This is a genomic window from Enterobacter cloacae complex sp. HYC080_NIDB (assembly GCF_056673325.1).
This window is the reverse complement of record NZ_CP114212.1, coordinates 4,310,644-4,329,490: the sequence shown is the minus strand read 5'-3', so window position 1 is coordinate 4,329,490 and position 18,847 is coordinate 4,310,644. Positions and strand designations below refer to the sequence as shown.

Sequence of the window (18,847 nt, the reverse complement as noted above, 5' to 3'; positions counted from 1 at the left end):
GAGCAAATCCGTGAAAGATTTATTAAAGTTTCTGAAAGCGCAGACTAAAACCGAAGAGTTTGATGCGATCAAAATTGCTCTGGCTTCGCCAGACATGATCCGTTCATGGTCTTTCGGTGAAGTTAAAAAGCCGGGAACCATCAACTACCGTACGTTCAAGCCTGAGCGTGACGGCCTTTTCTGTGCGCGTATTTTCGGGCCAGTAAAAGACTACGAGTGCCTGTGCGGTAAGTACAAGCGCCTGAAACACCGTGGTGTGATCTGTGAGAAGTGTGGCGTTGAAGTGACCCAGACCAAAGTGCGTCGTGAGCGCATGGGCCACATCGAGCTGGCGTCTCCGACTGCGCACATCTGGTTCCTGAAATCTCTGCCGTCCCGTATCGGTCTGCTGCTGGATATGCCGCTGCGTGATATCGAACGCGTACTGTACTTCGAATCTTATGTGGTTATCGAAGGCGGTATGACGAATCTGGAACGTCACCAGATCCTGACTGAAGAGCAGTATCTGGACGCGCTGGAAGAGTTCGGTGACGAATTCGACGCGAAAATGGGTGCGGAAGCTATCCAGGCCCTGCTGAAGAGCATGGATCTGGAGCAAGAGTGCGAGCAGCTGCGTGAAGAGCTGAACGAAACCAACTCCGAAACCAAGCGTAAAAAGCTGACCAAGCGTATCAAACTGCTGGAAGCGTTCGTTCAGTCTGGTAACAAACCAGAGTGGATGATCCTGACCGTTCTGCCGGTTCTGCCGCCAGATCTGCGTCCGCTGGTTCCACTGGATGGTGGTCGTTTCGCGACGTCTGACCTGAACGATCTGTATCGTCGCGTCATTAACCGTAACAACCGTCTGAAACGTCTGCTGGATCTGGCTGCGCCGGACATCATCGTACGCAACGAAAAACGTATGCTGCAGGAAGCGGTAGATGCCCTGCTGGATAACGGTCGTCGCGGTCGTGCGATCACCGGTTCTAACAAGCGTCCTCTGAAATCTTTGGCCGATATGATCAAAGGTAAACAGGGTCGTTTCCGTCAGAACCTGCTCGGTAAGCGTGTTGACTACTCCGGTCGTTCTGTTATCACCGTAGGTCCATACCTGCGTCTGCATCAGTGCGGTCTGCCGAAGAAAATGGCACTGGAGCTGTTCAAACCATTCATCTACGGCAAACTGGAGCTGCGTGGCCTGGCCACCACCATCAAAGCCGCGAAGAAAATGGTTGAGCGTGAAGAAGCTGTCGTTTGGGATATCCTGGACGAAGTGATCCGCGAACACCCGGTACTGCTGAACCGTGCACCAACCCTGCACCGTCTGGGTATCCAGGCATTTGAGCCAGTACTGATCGAAGGTAAAGCTATCCAGCTGCACCCGCTGGTTTGTGCGGCGTATAACGCCGACTTCGATGGTGACCAGATGGCTGTTCACGTACCGCTGACGCTGGAAGCCCAGCTGGAAGCGCGTGCGCTGATGATGTCTACCAACAACATCCTGTCCCCAGCGAACGGTGAGCCAATCATTGTTCCTTCTCAGGACGTTGTACTGGGTCTGTACTACATGACCCGTGACTGTGTTAACGCCAAAGGCGAAGGCATGGTGCTGACTGGCCCTAAAGAAGCTGAGCGTATTTATCGCGCTGGCCTGGCCTCTCTGCATGCGCGCGTTAAAGTGCGTATCACTGAATACGAAAAAGATGCAAACGGCGAATTCGTTGCGCACACCAGCCTGAAAGACACGACCGTTGGCCGTGCCATTCTGTGGATGATCGTACCGAAAGGTCTGCCTTTCTCCATCGTCAACCAGGCGCTGGGTAAGAAAGCGATCTCCAAAATGCTGAACACCTGTTACCGCATTCTGGGTCTGAAGCCGACCGTTATCTTCGCTGACCAGACAATGTACACCGGCTTTGCTTATGCAGCGCGTTCAGGTGCATCTGTTGGTATCGATGACATGGTCATCCCAGAGAAGAAACACGAGATCATCTCTGAAGCGGAAGCTGAAGTTGCTGAGATCCAGGAGCAGTTCCAGTCTGGTCTGGTAACCGCGGGCGAACGCTATAACAAAGTTATCGATATCTGGGCTGCGGCGAACGATCGTGTATCCAAGGCGATGATGGATAACCTGCAGACCGAAACCGTGATTAACCGTGACGGCGTAGAAGAGCAGCAGGTTTCCTTCAACAGCATCTACATGATGGCCGACTCCGGTGCGCGTGGTTCTGCAGCACAGATTCGTCAGCTGGCAGGTATGCGTGGTCTGATGGCGAAGCCAGATGGCTCCATCATCGAAACGCCAATCACCGCGAACTTCCGTGAAGGTCTGAACGTACTCCAGTACTTCATCTCCACGCACGGTGCGCGTAAAGGTCTGGCGGATACCGCACTGAAAACAGCGAACTCCGGTTATCTGACGCGTCGTCTGGTTGACGTTGCACAGGATCTGGTCGTAACTGAAGACGATTGTGGCACCCTCGAAGGTATCACCATGACCCCGGTTATCGAGGGTGGTGATGTTAAAGAGCCACTGCGCGATCGCGTACTGGGTCGTGTAACCGCGGAAGACATTCTGAAGCCGGGTACCGCAGACATTCTGGTTCCACGCAACACGCTGCTGCACGAACAGTGGTGTGACCTGCTGGAAGCGAACTCTGTTGACTCCGTGAAAGTGCGTTCCGTTGTATCCTGTGACACCGACTTTGGTGTTTGTGCGCACTGCTATGGTCGTGACCTGGCGCGTGGCCACATCATCAACAAAGGTGAAGCTATTGGCGTTATCGCGGCACAGTCCATCGGTGAGCCAGGTACACAGCTGACGATGCGTACGTTCCACATCGGTGGTGCGGCATCTCGTGCGGCTGCTGAATCCAGCATTCAGGTGAAAAACAAAGGTAGCATCAAGCTCAGCAATGCGAAGTCGGTTGTTAACTCCGCAGGCAAGCTGGTTGTGACCTCTCGTAACACCGAGCTGAAGCTGATCGACGAATTCGGTCGTACCAAAGAGAGCTATAAAGTACCTTACGGTGCGGTTATGGCGAAAGGTGATGGCGAGCAGGTTGCCGGCGGTGAAACCGTTGCAAACTGGGATCCACACACCATGCCGGTTATCACCGAAGTAAGTGGTTTCATCCGCTTTACTGACATGATCGACGGCCAGACCATTACTCGTCAGACCGACGAGCTGACCGGTCTGTCTTCTCTGGTGGTTCTGGATTCTGCTGAACGTACTACCGGTGGTAAAGATCTGCGTCCTGCACTGAAAATCGTTGATGCTCAGGGTAATGACGTTCTGATCCCGGGTACCGATATGCCTGCGCAGTACTTCCTGCCGGGTAAAGCGATTGTACAGCTGGAAGATGGCGTACAGATCAGCTCAGGTGACACCCTGGCGCGTATTCCTCAGGAATCCGGCGGTACCAAGGACATCACCGGTGGTCTGCCACGCGTTGCGGACCTGTTCGAAGCACGTCGTCCGAAAGAGCCGGCAATCCTGGCTGAGATCAGCGGTATCATTTCCTTCGGTAAAGAGACCAAAGGTAAGCGCCGTCTGGTTATCACTCCAGTAGATGGCAGCGAGCCGTACGAAGAGATGATTCCTAAGTGGCGTCAGCTCAACGTGTTCGAAGGTGAACGTGTAGAACGTGGTGACGTTGTTTCCGACGGTCCAGAAGCGCCGCACGACATCCTGCGTCTGCGTGGTGTACATGCTGTTACCCGTTACATTGTTAACGAAGTACAGGACGTATACCGCCTGCAGGGCGTTAAGATTAACGATAAACACATCGAAGTTATCGTTCGTCAGATGCTGCGTAAAGCAACCATCGAAAACGCAGGCAGCTCTGAGTTCCTCGAAGGCGAGCAGGTTGAATACTCACGCGTCAAGATCGCTAACCGCGACCTAGAAGCGAATGGCAAAATCGGTGCGACTTACGCGCGCGATCTGCTGGGTATCACCAAAGCGTCTCTGGCAACCGAGTCCTTCATCTCTGCAGCATCGTTCCAGGAAACGACTCGTGTCCTGACCGAAGCGGCTGTTGCAGGTAAACGTGATGAACTGCGCGGTCTGAAAGAGAACGTTATCGTGGGTCGTCTGATCCCAGCGGGTACCGGTTATGCATACCATCAGGATCGTATGCGTCGTCGTGCTGCGGGCGAACTGCCAGCTGCACCGCAGGTGACTGCTGAAGATGCATCCGCGAGCCTGGCAGAACTGCTGAACGCAGGTCTGGGCGGTTCCGACAACGAGTAATCGTTGATGCAGTAAATAAAAAACCCGCCTCGGCGGGTTTTTTTACATCTGCATTTTTTCAATTTACTAACGGGATCCGTCGATAAAGCTCAATCATGTCGCCTGCCAGATCCTGAATCACCATGGCGTTCATCAGGTGGTCCTGAGAGTGAACGGTTATCAGGTTGACCGGGAGCTTGCCGGTTCCTTCGTCAAGACCGATAAGCTGTGTCTGGATCGTATGCGCATGCTTCACATATTCGCGAGACTCTTCCATTGCTTTTTCGGCTTCGTCGAACTCACCTTTGCGGGCCATTTGTAATGCCGTAAGCGCGGCACTTCGCGCCGCCCCGGCGTTGACCAGCAGTTCCATGATCGTTGTCTCTAAATCTTCCATGAGGTTACTCCAGCAGTTTGAGGGCTTTTTCCAGTACGGCATCGCCTTTCATCATGCCGTAGTCCATCATGTCGATCACCGCGACTTTTTTGCCCAGTGGGTCAGCCTGTGCCTGCAGTTTTGCCTGCTCGTATTTAACCTGTGGCCCCAGCAATACGATGTCGGCCGTCGCGATGTTGTCTTTAAACTCCGCAACCGGAACGGCTTTAATGGTGACTTCAACCCCTTTTTTCTGCGCGGCATCTTTCATACGTTGAACCAGCATGCTGGTTGACATTCCCGCTGCACAGCATAAAACGATGTTCTTCATAATCAGCCTCGATCTACATGTGTTTATTGATAATTATCCCGTGCAGACCGCTTCAACAACCGCTTTACCGCGATTGTGTGTCAGGCATCACAAAGAAAACGGCATTTTCCTGAAACCGGTTACAATTCTGACGGGTGGAGAGAAAATTAGCCGACGGTTGTTCGAACAATGCGGTTTTTTCCCTGCTGTTTAGCGCTATAAAGCGCGTTATCGACACTTCCCACCAGTTGTTCCAGCGGTTCGAAGTGCCATTCCCCCAGACCCGCACTGAACGTAACGTGCAGGTTTTCTTCCCGCCAGACGCGCCTTTCAACGGCGGTGCGCCAGGCGTCAAGCAATGAGAATGCGGCAGCGATCTGCTCGGCCTGGAAGATCACCGCGAACTCTTCTCCACCGTAGCGATAGACCGAGATGTTGTGTGGCTGCATTATCTGGATCCCTTCGCGCGCCACATTACGCAGGACAATGTCACCACTCAGATGTCCCCATGTGTCGTTAATCGATTTGAAGTTATCGATATCAATCAGCGCCAGTGCGAAAGGCTGGTGGGCGATCAGCAGTTCATCCACATCATTGTCAAACGCGCGGCGGTTTTTGCAGCCGGTCAACGCATCGTGAGTCGCCTGGCGAACATACGCCATCTCCCGCTCTTTATTGGACTGAATCGTGTGGCTCAGCATTGCTTCCAGACGCGGTGCCTGGCTGACATCGCCCGTTTTGATCGCATTGATAATGGTCATCAATACGGTACGCGAGGCATGACGCAGATAAAGACCAAAGAGAATGATGATGATGGCTGCCAGCGCGAAGCCCCAGCCAACGATAGTGGTTTCGTGGCGGGTGATATCGGTAAGCGTCGCGCCAGATACCCGATAGATAACAAACCAGTCCGGGTTCGTGAAAGAGTAGTAGTAATACCAGGCATTGGTTTTCCGGTCGTAAAGATGGCCTTCGCCGCTGGTCATTTTGTCCATCAGCGCTTCGCTCACGTACTTTTTGAACAGTGCGCCTGTATCTGGGTGCAGCACGACGGTCCCGTCGCGTTCGACGACGAAGAATTCCCCTTGTACGGGGGCCACCATTTGTCGAAGGGTATACCCCATCGACGTCAAATCAAGATGAAAAGCGAGGGTTCCCTTGAGTCTGCCTTCTGTTGAAATCAATGGCTTATAAAGCGTAACTGTCGGATGCCCGGTAAAGTAGTCCGTATAATGATGGGTATAATGGCTGAAAATACTGGCTTCTGCGTGCGCGACAAACCACGGGCGCGTCCGCGGATCGACGTTTTTACTCTTTTCCGTGGGAGGCGCTTCTGGTGCGTGTAAATAATGCCCCTCTGTGTCGGCCAGCGAGATGGATGACACGGTCGGCATCAGGTTTTGCAAATGCATCAACATCTGCAGCCCTTGCGTCGGGTTGACGTTGAGCGTCTCATTCAGTATCTCGCTGCGGGCAAAGTACATCGCAGAGCGACCAAGGATATAGTCGTTTTCACGCAGGATTGATTCGGTATAGTTAACCGCCAGGTTATGCGTGAAGTTACTGTTAATCTTGTGATAATCCTCAAGGAAATCCTTTCTTTGCGAAAGAGAGACCACGACCGCGATCAGCGCAAAACTGCACAGGATCCCCGCGAAGCTGAGCATGATTGGCCGGGTAAAAGAGAGCTTTTTGCTGTGAAGTGCCATGAGTTGTACATCGATCCTGATGGTGAATACTTTTTGTCTGCCGATATCCTCTCAGCATAGTCGCTGTCCTGCGGTTCGCGGTGAATTATACGGAACACGATTTTCGGCAAGATGATTTATCTTAAGAATCACTAAGAAATTCCTTATCCATGTTTTTGCCGCCCCATTTATGCAAGAAATTGGAGGCAGGGCGAAACGAGGAAGAAGCTTTTCGCCCTGGCCAGCATCCCTTGCTGACCGGATGACAATAAAAAACCGGACAATCGCTGACAATCGTCCGGTTTTAGCTTTCCGTAGCGTCTCGACACTTTTTTACCGTATTGCAGCGTGTTTCAACGTTATTGCGAGGCTCTTCCCAGCCAGCTGTCCCAGTCTTTCCAGACCGGCTGTAGGCCCTGTGCCGTCAGGGCGGCGGCGACTGCCTCCGGACGTCGCCCGTCATGCGGTGCAAACTGCTCCAGCTCCGGGTGATCGTCGGCGTAACCGCCCGGCTGTGTTTTGGAAAACGCGCTAACGTTGTTAATTGCCAGCGGGATCACGCGATCGCGAAACGCCGGGGACTCACGCGTTGAAAGCGATAATTCAACCTCCGGAGCGAGCAGGCGAAACGCGCAGATAGTCTGCACCAGCTGACGTTCATCCATCAGCGATGCCGGTTCTATTCCGCCTGCGCAGGGTCGCAGGCGGGGGAAAGAGATAGAATACCGGCTCTGCCAGTAGTGCTGCTGGAGCCACAGCAAATGCTCTGCCACCATGTAGCAATCGACCCGCCAGCTGTCGGAGAGCCCAATCAGCGCCCCGAGACCGATTTTATCGATCCCGGCGCGGCCAAGCCTGTCCGGTGTCTCCAGCCGGAAGAAGAAATCCTGTTTCTTCCCCTTCAGGTGGTGCCGGGCGTACGTTGCCTCGTGGTAGGTTTCCTGATAAACCATGACCCCATCCAGCCCGAGCGATTTTAACTCCGCGTACTCGTCCTGCGACAGGGGCTGTACCTCCATCTGCAACGACGCAAACTCGCGACGTATCGCCGGAAGGTGCTGACGGAAATAGTCCATTCCCACTTTTCCCTGATGCTCGCCCGTGACCAGCAGAAGATGTTCGAACCCCATTTCACGAATGGCGGCGCACTCACGTGCGATCTCATCTTCATCAAGGGTTTTCCGCTGGATGCGGTTGCTCATGGAGAAACCGCAATAGGTGCAGTCATTGGCGCACAGGTTCGAGAGATAAAGTGGAACGTAGAAGCTTACCGTGTTGCCAAAACGCTGGCGGGTAAGGCGCTGAGCGCGCTGCGCCATCGGTTCAAGGTACGCGCTGGCCGCCGGAGAGAGCAGGGCCATCAGGTCCTCATGGGTCAGATGACGGGCATTCAGGGCACGCTCCACGTCAGCCGCCGTTTTGCTGTTGATACGCAGGGCGATATCGTCCCAGTTGAGCTGACGCCAGCGTTCGGTAAACGTGCTCATGAGAGAGCCTCCAGAAAACCGGTCAGCGGGCTGGTGGCCTGCGCCTGAAAACTGCGCGAGCCAGGGCCGGATCCTCTTGCCAGCAAGCCGGCCTCTACGGCCATGCGGAACGCGCGTGCCATCATGACCGGATCGTCAGCCACCGCAATCGCCGTATTGACCAGTACCGCGTCGGCCCCCATCTCCAGCGCCTGCGCGGCATGGCTTGGTACGCCAATCCCCGCATCGACCACCACTGGCACGGTGGCTTGTTCAATGATGATCTCCAGCATCGCGCGAGTTTCGAGACCCAGATTAGAGCCAATTGGCGCACCCAGCGGCATCACGGCGGCACAGCCGACCTCTTCCAGACGCTTACACAGCACAGGGTCCGCCCCGCAGTAAGGCAGGACGGTAAACCCTTGCTGCACAAGCTTTTCTGCTGCTTTCAGCGTTTCAATCGGGTCCGGCAGCAGCCAGCGGGCATCCGGATGAATTTCCAGCTTCAGCCAGCGGGTACCGAGCGCTTCACGTGCCAGCTGTGCGGCGAAAATTGCTTCTTCCGCCGTTTTTGCACCGGAGGTGTTGGGCAAGAGCGTAACGCCTGCCTCCAGCAAAGGCGCAAGAATGGCATCGTTGTGCTGGCGCAGATCCACGCGTTTCATCGCCAGCGTCACCAACTGGCTGCCACTTTCACGGATGGCCTCTACCATCAGCTGTGGAGAGGCGAACTTTCCGGTTCCGGTAAACAGATGTGAATCAAAGATTTTATCGGCAATATGTAGCATCTCAGCCCCCTGCGATAACCTGAAACAGCAGGATCTGGTCGCCGTCATTGACCTGCTGATGTTCCCACTGCTCGCGCGGCAGGATCTGTTGATTGAGTGCCAGCGCCGTTCCCGGCTTGAGCTGACGTAACTTATCGAGCAGGGCGGCAATGGTCAGCCCGTCGTCGCAGCTTATCGGCTCATCGTTAAACAGAATGCGCATCGCGGCCTCCACATACCGGGCAGTGGCTGGCGCGGTTTAAGGCCAGATGGCGCCAGCCCCCTGAACGAGCGTCGAACAGCCGCAGCGTATTACGTTCCGTCTCCATGCGGCTGAGCAGCTTGATGGCCTCAAGCGCCTGAAGGGTGCCCATCACTCCGACTACCGGGCCAAGAATGCCTGCCGTGCGGCAGTTGCGTGCGGGCTCGGCATCGTCCGGCCACAGGCAGCGATAGCAGCCCTGCGCCCAGGGGGGCGTCAGGACCATCATCTGTCCGCCGAACCCCACCGCGCTGGCGGTGATCAGGGGCGTGTTATTGATCACGCAGGCGGCGTTGATCGCCTGACGCGTCGCCATGTTGTCAGTGCAGTCCAGCACCACGTCGGCAAGGGCGACCTCACGGTACAGATTTTCATCGCTCAGCCGCGTCTGGAGTGCAATCAGTTCGATGTCCGGGTTGAGCTGATTCAGCCTCTGGCGGGTAATCTGCGCTTTGGGTTGATTAATGTCCTTTGTCGTGAAGAGGATTTGTCGCTGCAGGTTGCTGAGGTGCACCTCGTCGTCGTCGGCCAGCACCAGCGTACCGATACCTGCGCCTGCCAGATAAAGCGCGGCGGGGGCGCCTAATCCACCCAGACCAACAATCAACACCCTGCTGGCGAGCAGCTTTTGCTGCCCGTCGATGGCGATATCCTCCAGCAGAAGTTGACGGCTGTAGCGCATAAAATCGCGGTCATTCATCGCCCGCTCCTGCCAGCTGTAAAAGCCGTGCGGTGGCCGCCTGCCAGTCCGTCGCCTGGGTAATCGCGCTGACGACGGCGATACTGCCGACGCCGGTTTCCAGTACCGCAGGGGCGCGTTCAAGGCTTATCCCGCCAATGGCAACGGTGGGGTAATCGGTCAGGCGCTTAACGTGTAACGCCAGCTGCGTTAAACCCTGTGGTGCGGAGGGCATCTGCTTGGTTTGCGTCGGAAAAACGTGGCCGAGGGCAATGTAGGAGGGGCGCGCCGCCAGTGCCACGTCAATTTCCATATCGTCGTGTGTCGACACCCCCAGCCGCAGCCCGGCTTTGCGAATAGCGTTAAGATCGGTAGTTTCCAGATCTTCCTGACCCAGATGGACGCCGTACGCCTGGTGCTTAATAGCCAGCCGCCAGTAGTCGTTGATAAACAGACGAGCGTGGTAGCGTCGTCCCAGCGCGATGGCGGCGATAACGTCGGCCTCAACTTCTTCATCGCGCTTATCCTTGATGCGCAGCTGGAGGGTGCGAACGCCTGCCTCCAGCAGGCGTTGGATCCACTCCACGCTGTCCACCACCGGATAGAGCCCTAAACGGAAGGGCACGGAGGGGAAATCAGGCTGGTACATTAGGCCTCCTCTTTTTTGAGGTAGATCTCGCCGCCTTTCGCGCGGAAGGTTTCTGACATGTCTGCCATACCCACTTCGATGGTCTGTGCGGCGGCGTAGTCGCGTACCTCCTGGCTGATTTTCATCGAGCAGAATTTTGGACCGCACATGGAGCAGAAGTGTGCCACCTTGCCCGATTCCTGTGGCAGGGTTTCGTCGTGGTAGGCGCGGGCGGTGAAGGGGTCCAGCGCCAGGTTGAACTGATCTTCCCAGCGGAATTCAAAGCGCGCCTTCGACATGGCGTTATCGCGGATTTGCGCCCCCGGGTGGCCTTTCGCCAGATCCGCCGCATGAGCGGCAATCTTGTAGGTAATCAGTCCTTGCTTCACGTCCTCTTTATTTGGCAGGCCCAGGTGCTCTTTCGGCGTGACGTAGCAGAGCATGGCGCAGCCGAACCAGCCGATCATCGCTGCGCCAATCCCGGAGGTGAAGTGGTCGTAGCCCGGTGCAATATCGGTGGTCAGGGGCCCCAGAGTATAGAACGGCGCTTCGTGGCAGTGCTCCAGCTCCTCGGTCATATTGCGGCGGATCATCTGCATCGGCACATGTCCAGGGCCTTCAATCATTACCTGTACGTCATACTCCCATGCAATTTTTGTCAGTTCGCCCAGCGTGTGCAGCTCGGCAAACTGCGCTTCGTCGTTGGCATCGCGAATGGAGCCCGGACGCAGGCCGTCGCCCAGCGACAGGGATACGTCATAGGCAGCGCAGATTTCGCAGATCTCGCGGAAGTGTTCGTAGAGGAAGTTTTCCTGATGATGTGACAGACACCATTTTGCCATGATGGATCCGCCGCGGGAGACGATGCCGGTCAGACGTTTTGCGGTCATCGGCACGTAGCGCAGCAGCACGCCAGCGTGAATCGTGAAGTAGTCCACGCCCTGTTCCGCCTGCTCCAGCAGCGTGTCGCGGAAGGTTTCCCAGGTGAGGTTTTCGGCGATGCCGTTCACTTTCTCCAGCGCCTGATAAATCGGGACGGTACCAATCGGGACCGGGCTGTTACGCAGGATCCACTCGCGGGTTTCGTGAATATAACGGCCAGTTGAGAGGTCCATTACCGTGTCCGCGCCCCAGCGCGTTGACCAGACCAGCTTTTCTACCTCCTCTTCGATGGAGGAAGTGACGGCAGAGTTACCGATATTGGCATTGACCTTCACCAGGAAATTGCGGCCGATAATCATCGGTTCGGATTCCGGGTGGTTGATGTTGGCAGGGATAATCGCGCGGCCAGCGGCCACTTCGTCACGCACAAACTCCGGCGTGATGTTTTCCGGCAGGCGAGCGCCAAATCCTTCACCTGGATGCTGGTGGCGCAGCACTTCGCTACGGATACGCTCGCGGCCCATGTTTTCACGAATAGCGATGAACTCCATCTCCGGCGTGACGATCCCCTGGCGCGCATAGTGCAGCTGGGTCACGCGTTTGCCCGCTCTGGCGCGTTTTGGCGTCAGCAGACCGGTGAAACGCAATTCGTCCAGACCATCGTCGGCCAGGCGCGCTTTGGTGTACGACGAGCTTTGTTCGTTGAGTTCTTCACAGTCGTTACGTGCGTCAATCCACGGCTGGCGCAGCTTTGCCACACCCCGCTGAACATTGATGGCAACAGAGGGATCGCCATACGGGCCGGAGGTGTCATACACCGGGACGGCTTCGTTATCTTCATATTGCGGGTTATCTTTGCTGCCGCCGATAAGCGTCGGGCTAAGCTGGATTTCGCGCATCGGCACGCGAATGTCGGGCTGTGAACCGGTGATGTATATGCGCTTCGAGTTCGGGAAAGCGGTACCTTCCAGGGTATCGATGAAGTGTTGGGCGTGTTCGCGCTGTTCGCGACGGGTCAGTTTAGTGGTAGACATAGCTCATTCCAGAAGTGAAGGACATGGCTTGTCAGACGACGGATGAAGCAAGAGAAGATCGCCTCAGGGGCGATACAACAGCAGTGTGACTCTTGTTCCCTTCGCAGGTATTAACCTGATCAGGTTCCGCGGATCCCGAATTAACGGTCTCAGCCCGCGCGTTTAAGCGCTGGGCACTCCGACAAGAAAAATCCCCCTCCGCAGAGGGGCGAATGGTTGTAAATTACTCGTTAACGATTAAGAACTCAAGCAGGGCGCGCGATGTTGTCTTCGTTACTCACATCCAGGCCGTTATCCAGGACGAGGGCGATCAGCCTGTCTTCCAGCGTGAATCGCTCTTCCAGCGCTTCGCCAAGATCGGAAAGCGCCTGCTGGAACTCAAGATAATTGTCGTGATCGATGGCATTTTCGAGCGTGGAATCGTAGTAATCCATGATCTGCTGGGTGTTGGCTTCCAGCAGCGGATAGAGTTTACTGGCCGCTAAATACGGCGTTGTCCCTTCCATTTCGCGGATAATACGTTCATAAATATTGAAATGTCCGTCGGACAGGTAGTCGACCAGGCTCTGACAAAAATCATCCAGCGCTTTTTCATTCAGCCGCATAAACGATTCTTTGCCAGGCTTAATACCGACCAGATTGTAATAAGCCACGAGTAGATGCTTGCGTACATGTAGCCAGCGATCCACCAGTTTGTTACTTCCTCTAACGCGCTCAGTCAGGCTTTCTAGCTGGTTTAACATGGTTGACTCCGCAAGGTTGAGAATTGAATCTGCTTATCCAAAATGTAACCACAATGCTAACAACATGTCAGTGAAGCGAAGGTAGTGCAATAGATATGGATCGTATTATTGAAAAATCAGATCTGGGTTGGTGGATCGTCAGTCACGAACAAAAACTATGGCTTCCTGCCGGGGAGATCCCTTATGGCGCAGCAGAGGCGTTCAATCTTGTTGGCCAGCCAGCACTGAAGATTGGTGAATGGCAGGGGGATGCAGTGTGGTTGATCCAACAGCCTCGCCGTCAGGAGATGGGATCGGTTCGTCAGGTGCTGGATCAGGATGTTGGCTTGTTCCAGCTGGCGGGGCGCGGCGTCCAGCTGGCGGAGTTTTACCGCTCGCATAAATACTGCGGCTACTGCGGCCATACCATGCACCCGAGCAAAACCGAGTGGGCAATGCTCTGCGGCCACTGCCGTGAACGTTACTATCCGCAGATTGCACCCTGCATTATCGTCGCCATTCGCCGTGAGGATACTATCCTGCTGGCGCAGCATACCCGCCATCGCAACGGCATTTATACCGTTCTTGCCGGTTTCGTCGAAGTGGGTGAAACGCTGGAGCAGGCGGTAGCGCGTGAAGTGATGGAAGAGAGCGGGATCAAGGTGAAAAACCTGCGCTACGTAACGTCTCAGCCGTGGCCATTCCCGATGTCCCTGATGACGGCGTTTATGGCGGAATACGACAGCGGTGAGATCGTTATCGATCAGAAAGAGCTGCTGGACGCGAACTGGTATCGTTATGACGATTTGCCTCTGTTACCGCCACCCGGCACCGTGGCGCGTCGGCTGATAGAAGATACCGTGGCGATGTGTCGGGCCGAGTATGAGTAGTGTTACACTGAGGCCATGACGCTTAAGGAACTGCAAAAATGACCGAACTGAAGAACGATCGTTATCTGCGTGCGCTGCTGCGCCAGCCCGTTGATGTCACCCCGGTGTGGATGATGCGCCAGGCAGGACGCTATCTGCCAGAGTACAAAGCCACGCGTGCGCAGGCAGGTGATTTTATGTCGCTGTGCAAAAACGCTGAGCTGGCGTGTGAAGTGACGCTCCAGCCGCTGCGCCGCTTCCCGCTGGATGCCGCCATTCTCTTTTCGGACATTCTGACCATTCCGGATGCAATGGGCCTTGGCCTGTACTTTGAAACCGGCGAAGGCCCGCGTTTTACCTCCCCGATCAAAAGCAAAGCCGACGTGGATAAGCTGCCGATCCCCGATCCGGAAGGCGAACTGGGCTATGTGATGAACGCCGTGCGCACCATTCGCCGTGAGCTGAAAGGCGAAGTGCCGCTGATTGGCTTCTCCGGTAGCCCGTGGACGCTGGCAACTTACATGGTTGAAGGTGGCAGCAGCAAAGCTTTTACCGTGATCAAAAAAATGATGTACGCCGAGCCGATGGCTCTGCATGCGCTGCTGGACAAGCTGGCGAAGAGCGTCACGCTCTATCTCAACGCGCAGATTAAAGCGGGCGCGCAGTCAGTGATGATTTTCGATACCTGGGGTGGCGTACTGACCGGGCGCGATTATCAGCAGTTCTCCCTGTATTACATGCACAAAATCGTTGATGGCCTGCTGCGTGAAAACGAAGGCCGCCGCGTGCCGGTGACGCTGTTCACCAAAGGTGGCGGTCAGTGGCTGGAAGCGATGGCGGCGACCGGCTGCGATGCATTGGGTCTCGACTGGACGACCGATATCGCTGATGCTCGCCGTCGCGTGGGCGACAAAGTGGCGCTGCAGGGCAATATGGACCCCTCCATGCTCTATGCACCGCCAGCCCGCATTGAAGAAGAAGTGTCGACTATACTCTCTGGTTTCGGCCAGGGGGAAGGCCACGTCTTTAACCTCGGCCACGGCATTCATCAGGATGTTCCGCCAGAGCATGCAGGCGTATTTGTGGAGGCGGTGCATCGGCTTTCTGCCCAGTATCACCAGTAAGGAGTGGTTATGGATCTCGCGTCGCTACGCGCTCAGCAAATTGAACTGGCTTCATCGGTGATCCGCGAGGATCGCCTGGATAAGGATCCCCCGCAGTACATTGGCGGAGCGGACGTCGGATTCGAGCAGGGTGGTGAAGTGACGCGAGCGGCGATGGTGGTTCTGAAATACCCTTCGCTGGAGCTGGTTGAGTACAAGGTGGCGCGTATCGCCACCACTATGCCGTACATTCCGGGTTTCCTCTCCTTTCGCGAGTATCCCGCGCTGCTGGCAGCATGGAAGCAGCTCTCGCAAAAACCTGACCTGCTGTTTGTGGATGGACACGGTATCTCACATCCGCGCCGTTTAGGCGTGGCCAGCCATTTTGGGCTGCTGGTGGATGTGCCGACCATTGGCGTTGCCAAAAAACGCCTGTGTGGCGCGTTTGAACCACTTTCCCCCGAGCCGGGTGCGCTGGCGCCGCTTATCCATAAAGGCGAGCAGCTGGCGTGGGTCTGGCGCAGCAAAGCGCGCTGTAATCCGCTGTTTATCGCGACCGGTCACCGGGTGAGCATGGACAGCGCACTGGCGTGGGTTCAGCGCTGCATGAAGGGCTATCGTTTACCGGAGCCAACCCGCTGGGCGGACGCCGTCGCTTCCTCGCGTCCGGCTTTTGTTCGTTGGCAGGAAATTCAGCCGTGATTCAGGTAAACTGCGGCTAATTTTCGATTCGAGACATCATCATGTTACAAAACCCGATTCATCTGCGCCTTGAGAAGCTGGAAAGCTGGCAGCACGTCACCTTTATGGCTTGCCTGTGCGAGCGCATGTATCCCAACTATGCCGCGTTCTGTAAGCAGACGGGCTTTGGTGATGGTCATATCTACCGCCGCATTCTGGATTTGATCTGGGAAACGCTGACGGTCAAAGACGCAAAGGTGAATTTCGACTCCCAACTGGAAAAGCTGGAAGAGGCGATCCCGGCCGCGGATGATTTTGATCTGTACGGTGTCTATCCGGCCATTGATGCCTGCGTGGCATTAAGTGAGCTGATCCACTCCCGTCTGAGTGGCGAAACCCTGGAGCATGCTATCGAAGTCAGTAAGGCATCCATTACGACCGTTGCGATGCTCGAAATGACCCAGGAAGGCCGTGAAATGACCGACGAAGAGCTGCGAGCTAACCCGGCGGTTGAGCAGGAATGGGATATCCAGTGGGAAATTTTCCGCCTGCTGGCAGAGTGTGAAGAACGTGACATTGAGCTGATCAAAGGGCTGCGTGCGGACTTACGTGAGTCGGGCGAGAGCAATATTGGTATAATTTTTAACCAATGAGACAACAAAACGTGATTTAACGCCTGTTTTGTCGCACCTCGACTCTTCCCTTCTGCCCCCCGTCTGGTCTACATTTGGGGGGCGAAAAAAAGTGGCTATCGGTGCGTGTATGCAGGAGAGTGCTTTTTTGGCATTTTCGTCGCACTCGATGCTTAGCAAGCGATAAACACATTGAAAGGATAACTTATGAACAAGACTCAACTGATTGATGTAATTGCGGACAAGGCTGATCTGTCTAAAGTGCAGGCTAAAGCTGCTCTGGAATCTACCCTGGCTGCTATTACTGAGTCTCTGAAAGAAGGCGATGCTGTACAACTGGTTGGTTTCGGTACCTTCAAAGTGAACCACCGCGCTGAGCGTACTGGCCGCAACCCGCAGACCGGTAAAGAAATCAAAATCGCCGCAGCTAACGTGCCGGCATTTGTTTCTGGTAAAGCACTGAAAGACGCTGTTAAGTAAGACGCGTGGCAGTGAACAGTTTTAGCGAAGGGGCGGCAACGCCCCTTTTGTCATTCTGGCGTGGAACGCTCGCGCTGGCAGGCGTGCTTCTGCTGTCTGCCTGCAGCCACGACACCTCTCTGCCACCGTTTACCGCCAGCGGCTACGCTGACAATCAGGGTGCGGTGAGGATATGGCGCAAAGATTCCGGCGGCGAAGTGCATCTGCTCTCCGCTTTCAGTCCGTGGCATAACGGCAATACGTCGACCGCGGAGTATCGCTGGCAGGGTGATTACCTGTCGCTGATTGAACTGAACGTCTACAGTAAAACCCCCGAACATGTGAAAGTGCGTTTTGACGACCATGGTGAGCTGAGCTTTATGCAGCGTGAAGTGAGTGGTCAAAAACAGCAGCTTTCCAGCGATCAGATTGCCCTCTACCGCTATCGTGCTGAACAAATCCGCCAGACCAGCGATGCGCTTCGTCTTGGACGTGTGGTGCTGCGTCAGGGGCGCTGGCATAACGATGGCACGGTAACCACCTGCGAAGGGCAGACGGTGAAGCCTGAGCTTGAATCCTGGGCGACCGAACATATTCAACGCCGTCAGCGTCATTCATCAATGGAAGTGAGTGTGGCGTGGCTTGAGGCGCCGGAAGGCTCTCAGCTGTTGCTGGTGGCGAACGAAGATTTCTGCACGTGGCAGCCGACAGAGAAGAGTTTTTGACGTAAATCCCCTCTCCCTTGAGGGAGAGGGTTAGGGTGAGGGGGAAAATTACTCGCCCTGCTCGCGCGCAATCGCACGATAACCAATATCCTGACGGCTAAAGCTACCGTTCCAGTGAATATCCGCCATCAGCGCATAGGCACGCTTCTGCGCTTCTGCAACGGTATGACCCAGTGCGGTAGCACACAGGACGCGGCCGCCGTTGGTCAGGACGCGCTCGTCGTCAGACAGTTTCGTACCCGCGTGGAATACCTTCGCGCTGTCAATCTTTTCCAGCGGCAGGCCGTGGATTTCATCACCGGTGTTGTAGTTACCCGGATAACCGCCCGCGGCAATAACCACGCCCAGAGACGCACGTTCATCCCACTCTGAGGTTTTCTCGTCCAGCTTGCCTTCGCAAGCCGCCAGACACAGATCGACCAGGTCCGATTTCATGCGCAGCATTATCGGTTGAGTTTCCGGATCGCCAAAGCGGCAGTTGAACTCGATAACCTTAGGGTTGCCCTGCTTGTCGATCATCAGACCTGCATAGAGGAAACCGGTGTAGGTATTCCCTTCCGCCGCCATGCCTTTCACGGTAGGCCAGATAATGCGGTCCATGGTGCGCTGATGTACTTCATCCGTCACCACCGGGGCAGGGGAGTAGGCGCCCATCCCGCCGGTATTAGGACCGGTATCGCCATTACCCACGCGTTTATGATCCTGGCTGGTGGCCATCGGCAGAACGTGCTCGCCGTCGACCATGACAATGAAGCTCGCTTCTTCGCCGTCGAGGAACTCTTCAATCACGATACGGTGGCCTGCATCGCCAAAGGCATTGCCAGCCAGCATATCCTGAACCGCGGCTTCCGCTTCTTCGAGGGTCATCGCAACGATAACCCCTTTACCGGCGGCCAGACCGTCGGCTTTAATAACGATCGGCGCGCCTTTTTCACGCAGGTAAGCCAGAGCTGGCTCCACTTCGGTGAAGTTCTGATATTCCGCCGTCGGGATGTTGTGACGTGCCAGGAAATCTTTGGTGAAGGCCTTAGACCCTTCCAGCTGGGCAGCACCTTCCGTTGGTCCGAAGATTTTCAGGCCAGCAGCGCGGAACGCGTCAACTACGCCAATCACCAGGGGCGCTTCCGGGCCGACAATGGTCAGATCGATTTTCTCATTCTGGGCAAAGTTCAGCAGGGCCGGGATATCGGTCACACCGATGGCGACGTTCTGCAAAGCGGGTTCCAGGGCAGTACCGGCATTACCCGGTGCCACGAAGACCGTTTTCACCCGCGGAGACTGCGCCGCTTTCCACGCCAGGGCGTGCTCGCGTCCGCCGTTACCAATCACTAATACTTTCATTTTTCTGCTC

The 18,847-nt window shown here is 55.6% G+C and carries 18 protein-coding genes and 1 riboswitch; of the genes, 7 read left to right on the top strand and 11 right to left on the bottom strand.

Annotated elements, in window-relative coordinates:
- The first annotated feature begins 10 nt into the window (after nucleotides 1-10).
- Nucleotides 11-4,234 carry a DNA-directed RNA polymerase subunit beta' gene (gene rpoC / locus O1723_RS20535; RefSeq protein WP_479983851.1) on the top strand — a complete coding sequence of 1,408 codons (4,224 nt, stop codon included), beginning with the start codon at nucleotides 11-13 and terminating at the stop codon, nucleotides 4,232-4,234.
- 58 nt (nucleotides 4,235-4,292) lie between these two features.
- On the opposite strand, the gene O1723_RS20530 is transcribed toward rpoC, so the two are convergent.
- The 10 genes from O1723_RS20530 to O1723_RS20485 all read right to left on the bottom strand — a co-directional run bounded on the left by O1723_RS20530 (nucleotide 4,293) and on the right by O1723_RS20485 (nucleotide 13,048).
- The gene (locus tag O1723_RS20530) at nucleotides 4,293-4,610 is read right to left on the bottom strand and encodes a PTS lactose/cellobiose transporter subunit IIA (RefSeq protein WP_008503455.1); all 318 of its coding nucleotides are present in this window, start codon (nucleotides 4,608-4,610) and stop codon (nucleotides 4,293-4,295) included.
- 4 nt (nucleotides 4,611-4,614) lie between these two features.
- Nucleotides 4,615-4,920, bottom strand: a complete 306-nt coding sequence (locus O1723_RS20525) for a PTS sugar transporter subunit IIB (RefSeq protein WP_014882067.1) — start codon at nucleotides 4,918-4,920, stop codon at nucleotides 4,615-4,617.
- Nucleotides 4,921-5,066: 146 nt separating this feature from the next.
- The gene (locus O1723_RS20520) at nucleotides 5,067-6,608 is read right to left on the bottom strand and encodes a sensor domain-containing diguanylate cyclase (protein ID WP_023336581.1); all 1,542 of its coding nucleotides are present in this window, start codon (nucleotides 6,606-6,608) and stop codon (nucleotides 5,067-5,069) included.
- Nucleotides 6,609-6,946: 338 nt separating this feature from the next.
- Nucleotides 6,947-8,074 carry a 2-iminoacetate synthase ThiH gene (gene thiH / locus O1723_RS20515; protein ID WP_023336582.1) on the bottom strand — a complete coding sequence of 376 codons (1,128 nt, stop codon included), beginning with the start codon at nucleotides 8,072-8,074 and terminating at the stop codon, nucleotides 6,947-6,949.
- Entirely contained in the window at nucleotides 8,071-8,841 is a 771-nt protein-coding gene (thiG, locus tag O1723_RS20510) for a thiazole synthase (RefSeq protein WP_023336583.1), read from the bottom strand. The genes thiH and thiG overlap by 4 nt, the downstream gene beginning before the upstream one ends.
- Nucleotide 8,842: 1 nt before the next feature.
- Nucleotides 8,843-9,043 (bottom strand): sulfur carrier protein ThiS, encoded by a 201-nt coding sequence (thiS, locus tag O1723_RS20505; protein ID WP_014882071.1) that lies wholly within the window; start codon nucleotides 9,041-9,043, stop codon nucleotides 8,843-8,845.
- Complete coding sequence (locus O1723_RS20500; RefSeq protein WP_248191348.1) at nucleotides 9,027-9,782, bottom strand: HesA/MoeB/ThiF family protein; 756 nt, start codon at nucleotides 9,780-9,782, stop codon at nucleotides 9,027-9,029. Before O1723_RS20500 ends, thiS begins: the two co-directional genes overlap by 17 nt.
- Nucleotides 9,775-10,410, bottom strand: coding sequence for a thiamine phosphate synthase (gene thiE, locus O1723_RS20495; RefSeq protein WP_023336585.1), 636 nt, complete (start codon nucleotides 10,408-10,410; stop codon nucleotides 9,775-9,777). The genes O1723_RS20500 and thiE overlap by 8 nt, the downstream gene beginning before the upstream one ends.
- Nucleotides 10,410-12,305, bottom strand: a complete 1,896-nt coding sequence (thiC, locus tag O1723_RS20490; protein ID WP_023336586.1) for a phosphomethylpyrimidine synthase ThiC — start codon at nucleotides 12,303-12,305, stop codon at nucleotides 10,410-10,412. Before thiC ends, thiE begins: the two co-directional genes overlap by 1 nt.
- A gap of 79 nt (nucleotides 12,306-12,384) precedes the next feature.
- Nucleotides 12,385-12,496, bottom strand: a riboswitch (TPP riboswitch).
- 54 nt (nucleotides 12,497-12,550) lie between these two features.
- The gene (locus O1723_RS20485; RefSeq protein ID WP_014882075.1) at nucleotides 12,551-13,048 is read right to left on the bottom strand and encodes an Rsd/AlgQ family anti-sigma factor; all 498 of its coding nucleotides are present in this window, start codon (nucleotides 13,046-13,048) and stop codon (nucleotides 12,551-12,553) included.
- A 95-nt stretch (nucleotides 13,049-13,143) separates the two neighbouring features.
- Between O1723_RS20485 and nudC the strand changes: the two genes are divergently transcribed.
- The 6 genes from nudC (at nucleotide 13,144) to O1723_RS20455 (ending at nucleotide 17,496) form a co-directional block, all read left to right on the top strand.
- Nucleotides 13,144-13,917 carry an NAD(+) diphosphatase gene (nudC, locus tag O1723_RS20480; protein WP_023336587.1) on the top strand — a complete coding sequence of 258 codons (774 nt, stop codon included), beginning with the start codon at nucleotides 13,144-13,146 and terminating at the stop codon, nucleotides 13,915-13,917.
- Nucleotides 13,918-13,955: 38 nt separating this feature from the next.
- On the top strand, nucleotides 13,956-15,020 hold the full coding sequence (hemE, locus tag O1723_RS20475; protein WP_023336588.1) for a uroporphyrinogen decarboxylase: 1,065 nt from the start codon (nucleotides 13,956-13,958) through the stop codon (nucleotides 15,018-15,020).
- A gap of 9 nt (nucleotides 15,021-15,029) precedes the next feature.
- A complete protein-coding gene (gene nfi, locus O1723_RS20470) occupies nucleotides 15,030-15,701 on the top strand; it encodes a deoxyribonuclease V (protein ID WP_014882078.1) in 672 nt (223 codons plus the stop codon).
- Nucleotides 15,702-15,742: 41 nt separating this feature from the next.
- Nucleotides 15,743-16,333: a YjaG family protein gene (locus O1723_RS20465; RefSeq protein WP_014882079.1), complete on the top strand. Its 591-nt coding sequence runs from the start codon at nucleotides 15,743-15,745 to the stop codon at nucleotides 16,331-16,333.
- Between the two features lie 186 nt (nucleotides 16,334-16,519).
- Nucleotides 16,520-16,792 carry a nucleoid-associated protein HU-alpha gene (gene hupA, locus O1723_RS20460; protein WP_002445246.1) on the top strand — a complete coding sequence of 91 codons (273 nt, stop codon included), beginning with the start codon at nucleotides 16,520-16,522 and terminating at the stop codon, nucleotides 16,790-16,792.
- 11 nt (nucleotides 16,793-16,803) lie between these two features.
- On the top strand, nucleotides 16,804-17,496 hold the full coding sequence (locus tag O1723_RS20455) for a DUF1481 domain-containing protein (RefSeq protein WP_014882080.1): 693 nt from the start codon (nucleotides 16,804-16,806) through the stop codon (nucleotides 17,494-17,496).
- Between the two features lie 48 nt (nucleotides 17,497-17,544).
- Here the strand turns inward: O1723_RS20455 and purD are convergent, their stop codons facing one another.
- A complete protein-coding gene (gene purD / locus O1723_RS20450) occupies nucleotides 17,545-18,837 on the bottom strand; it encodes a phosphoribosylamine--glycine ligase (RefSeq protein WP_014882081.1) in 1,293 nt (430 codons plus the stop codon).
- Nucleotides 18,838-18,847: the final 10 nt, after the last annotated feature.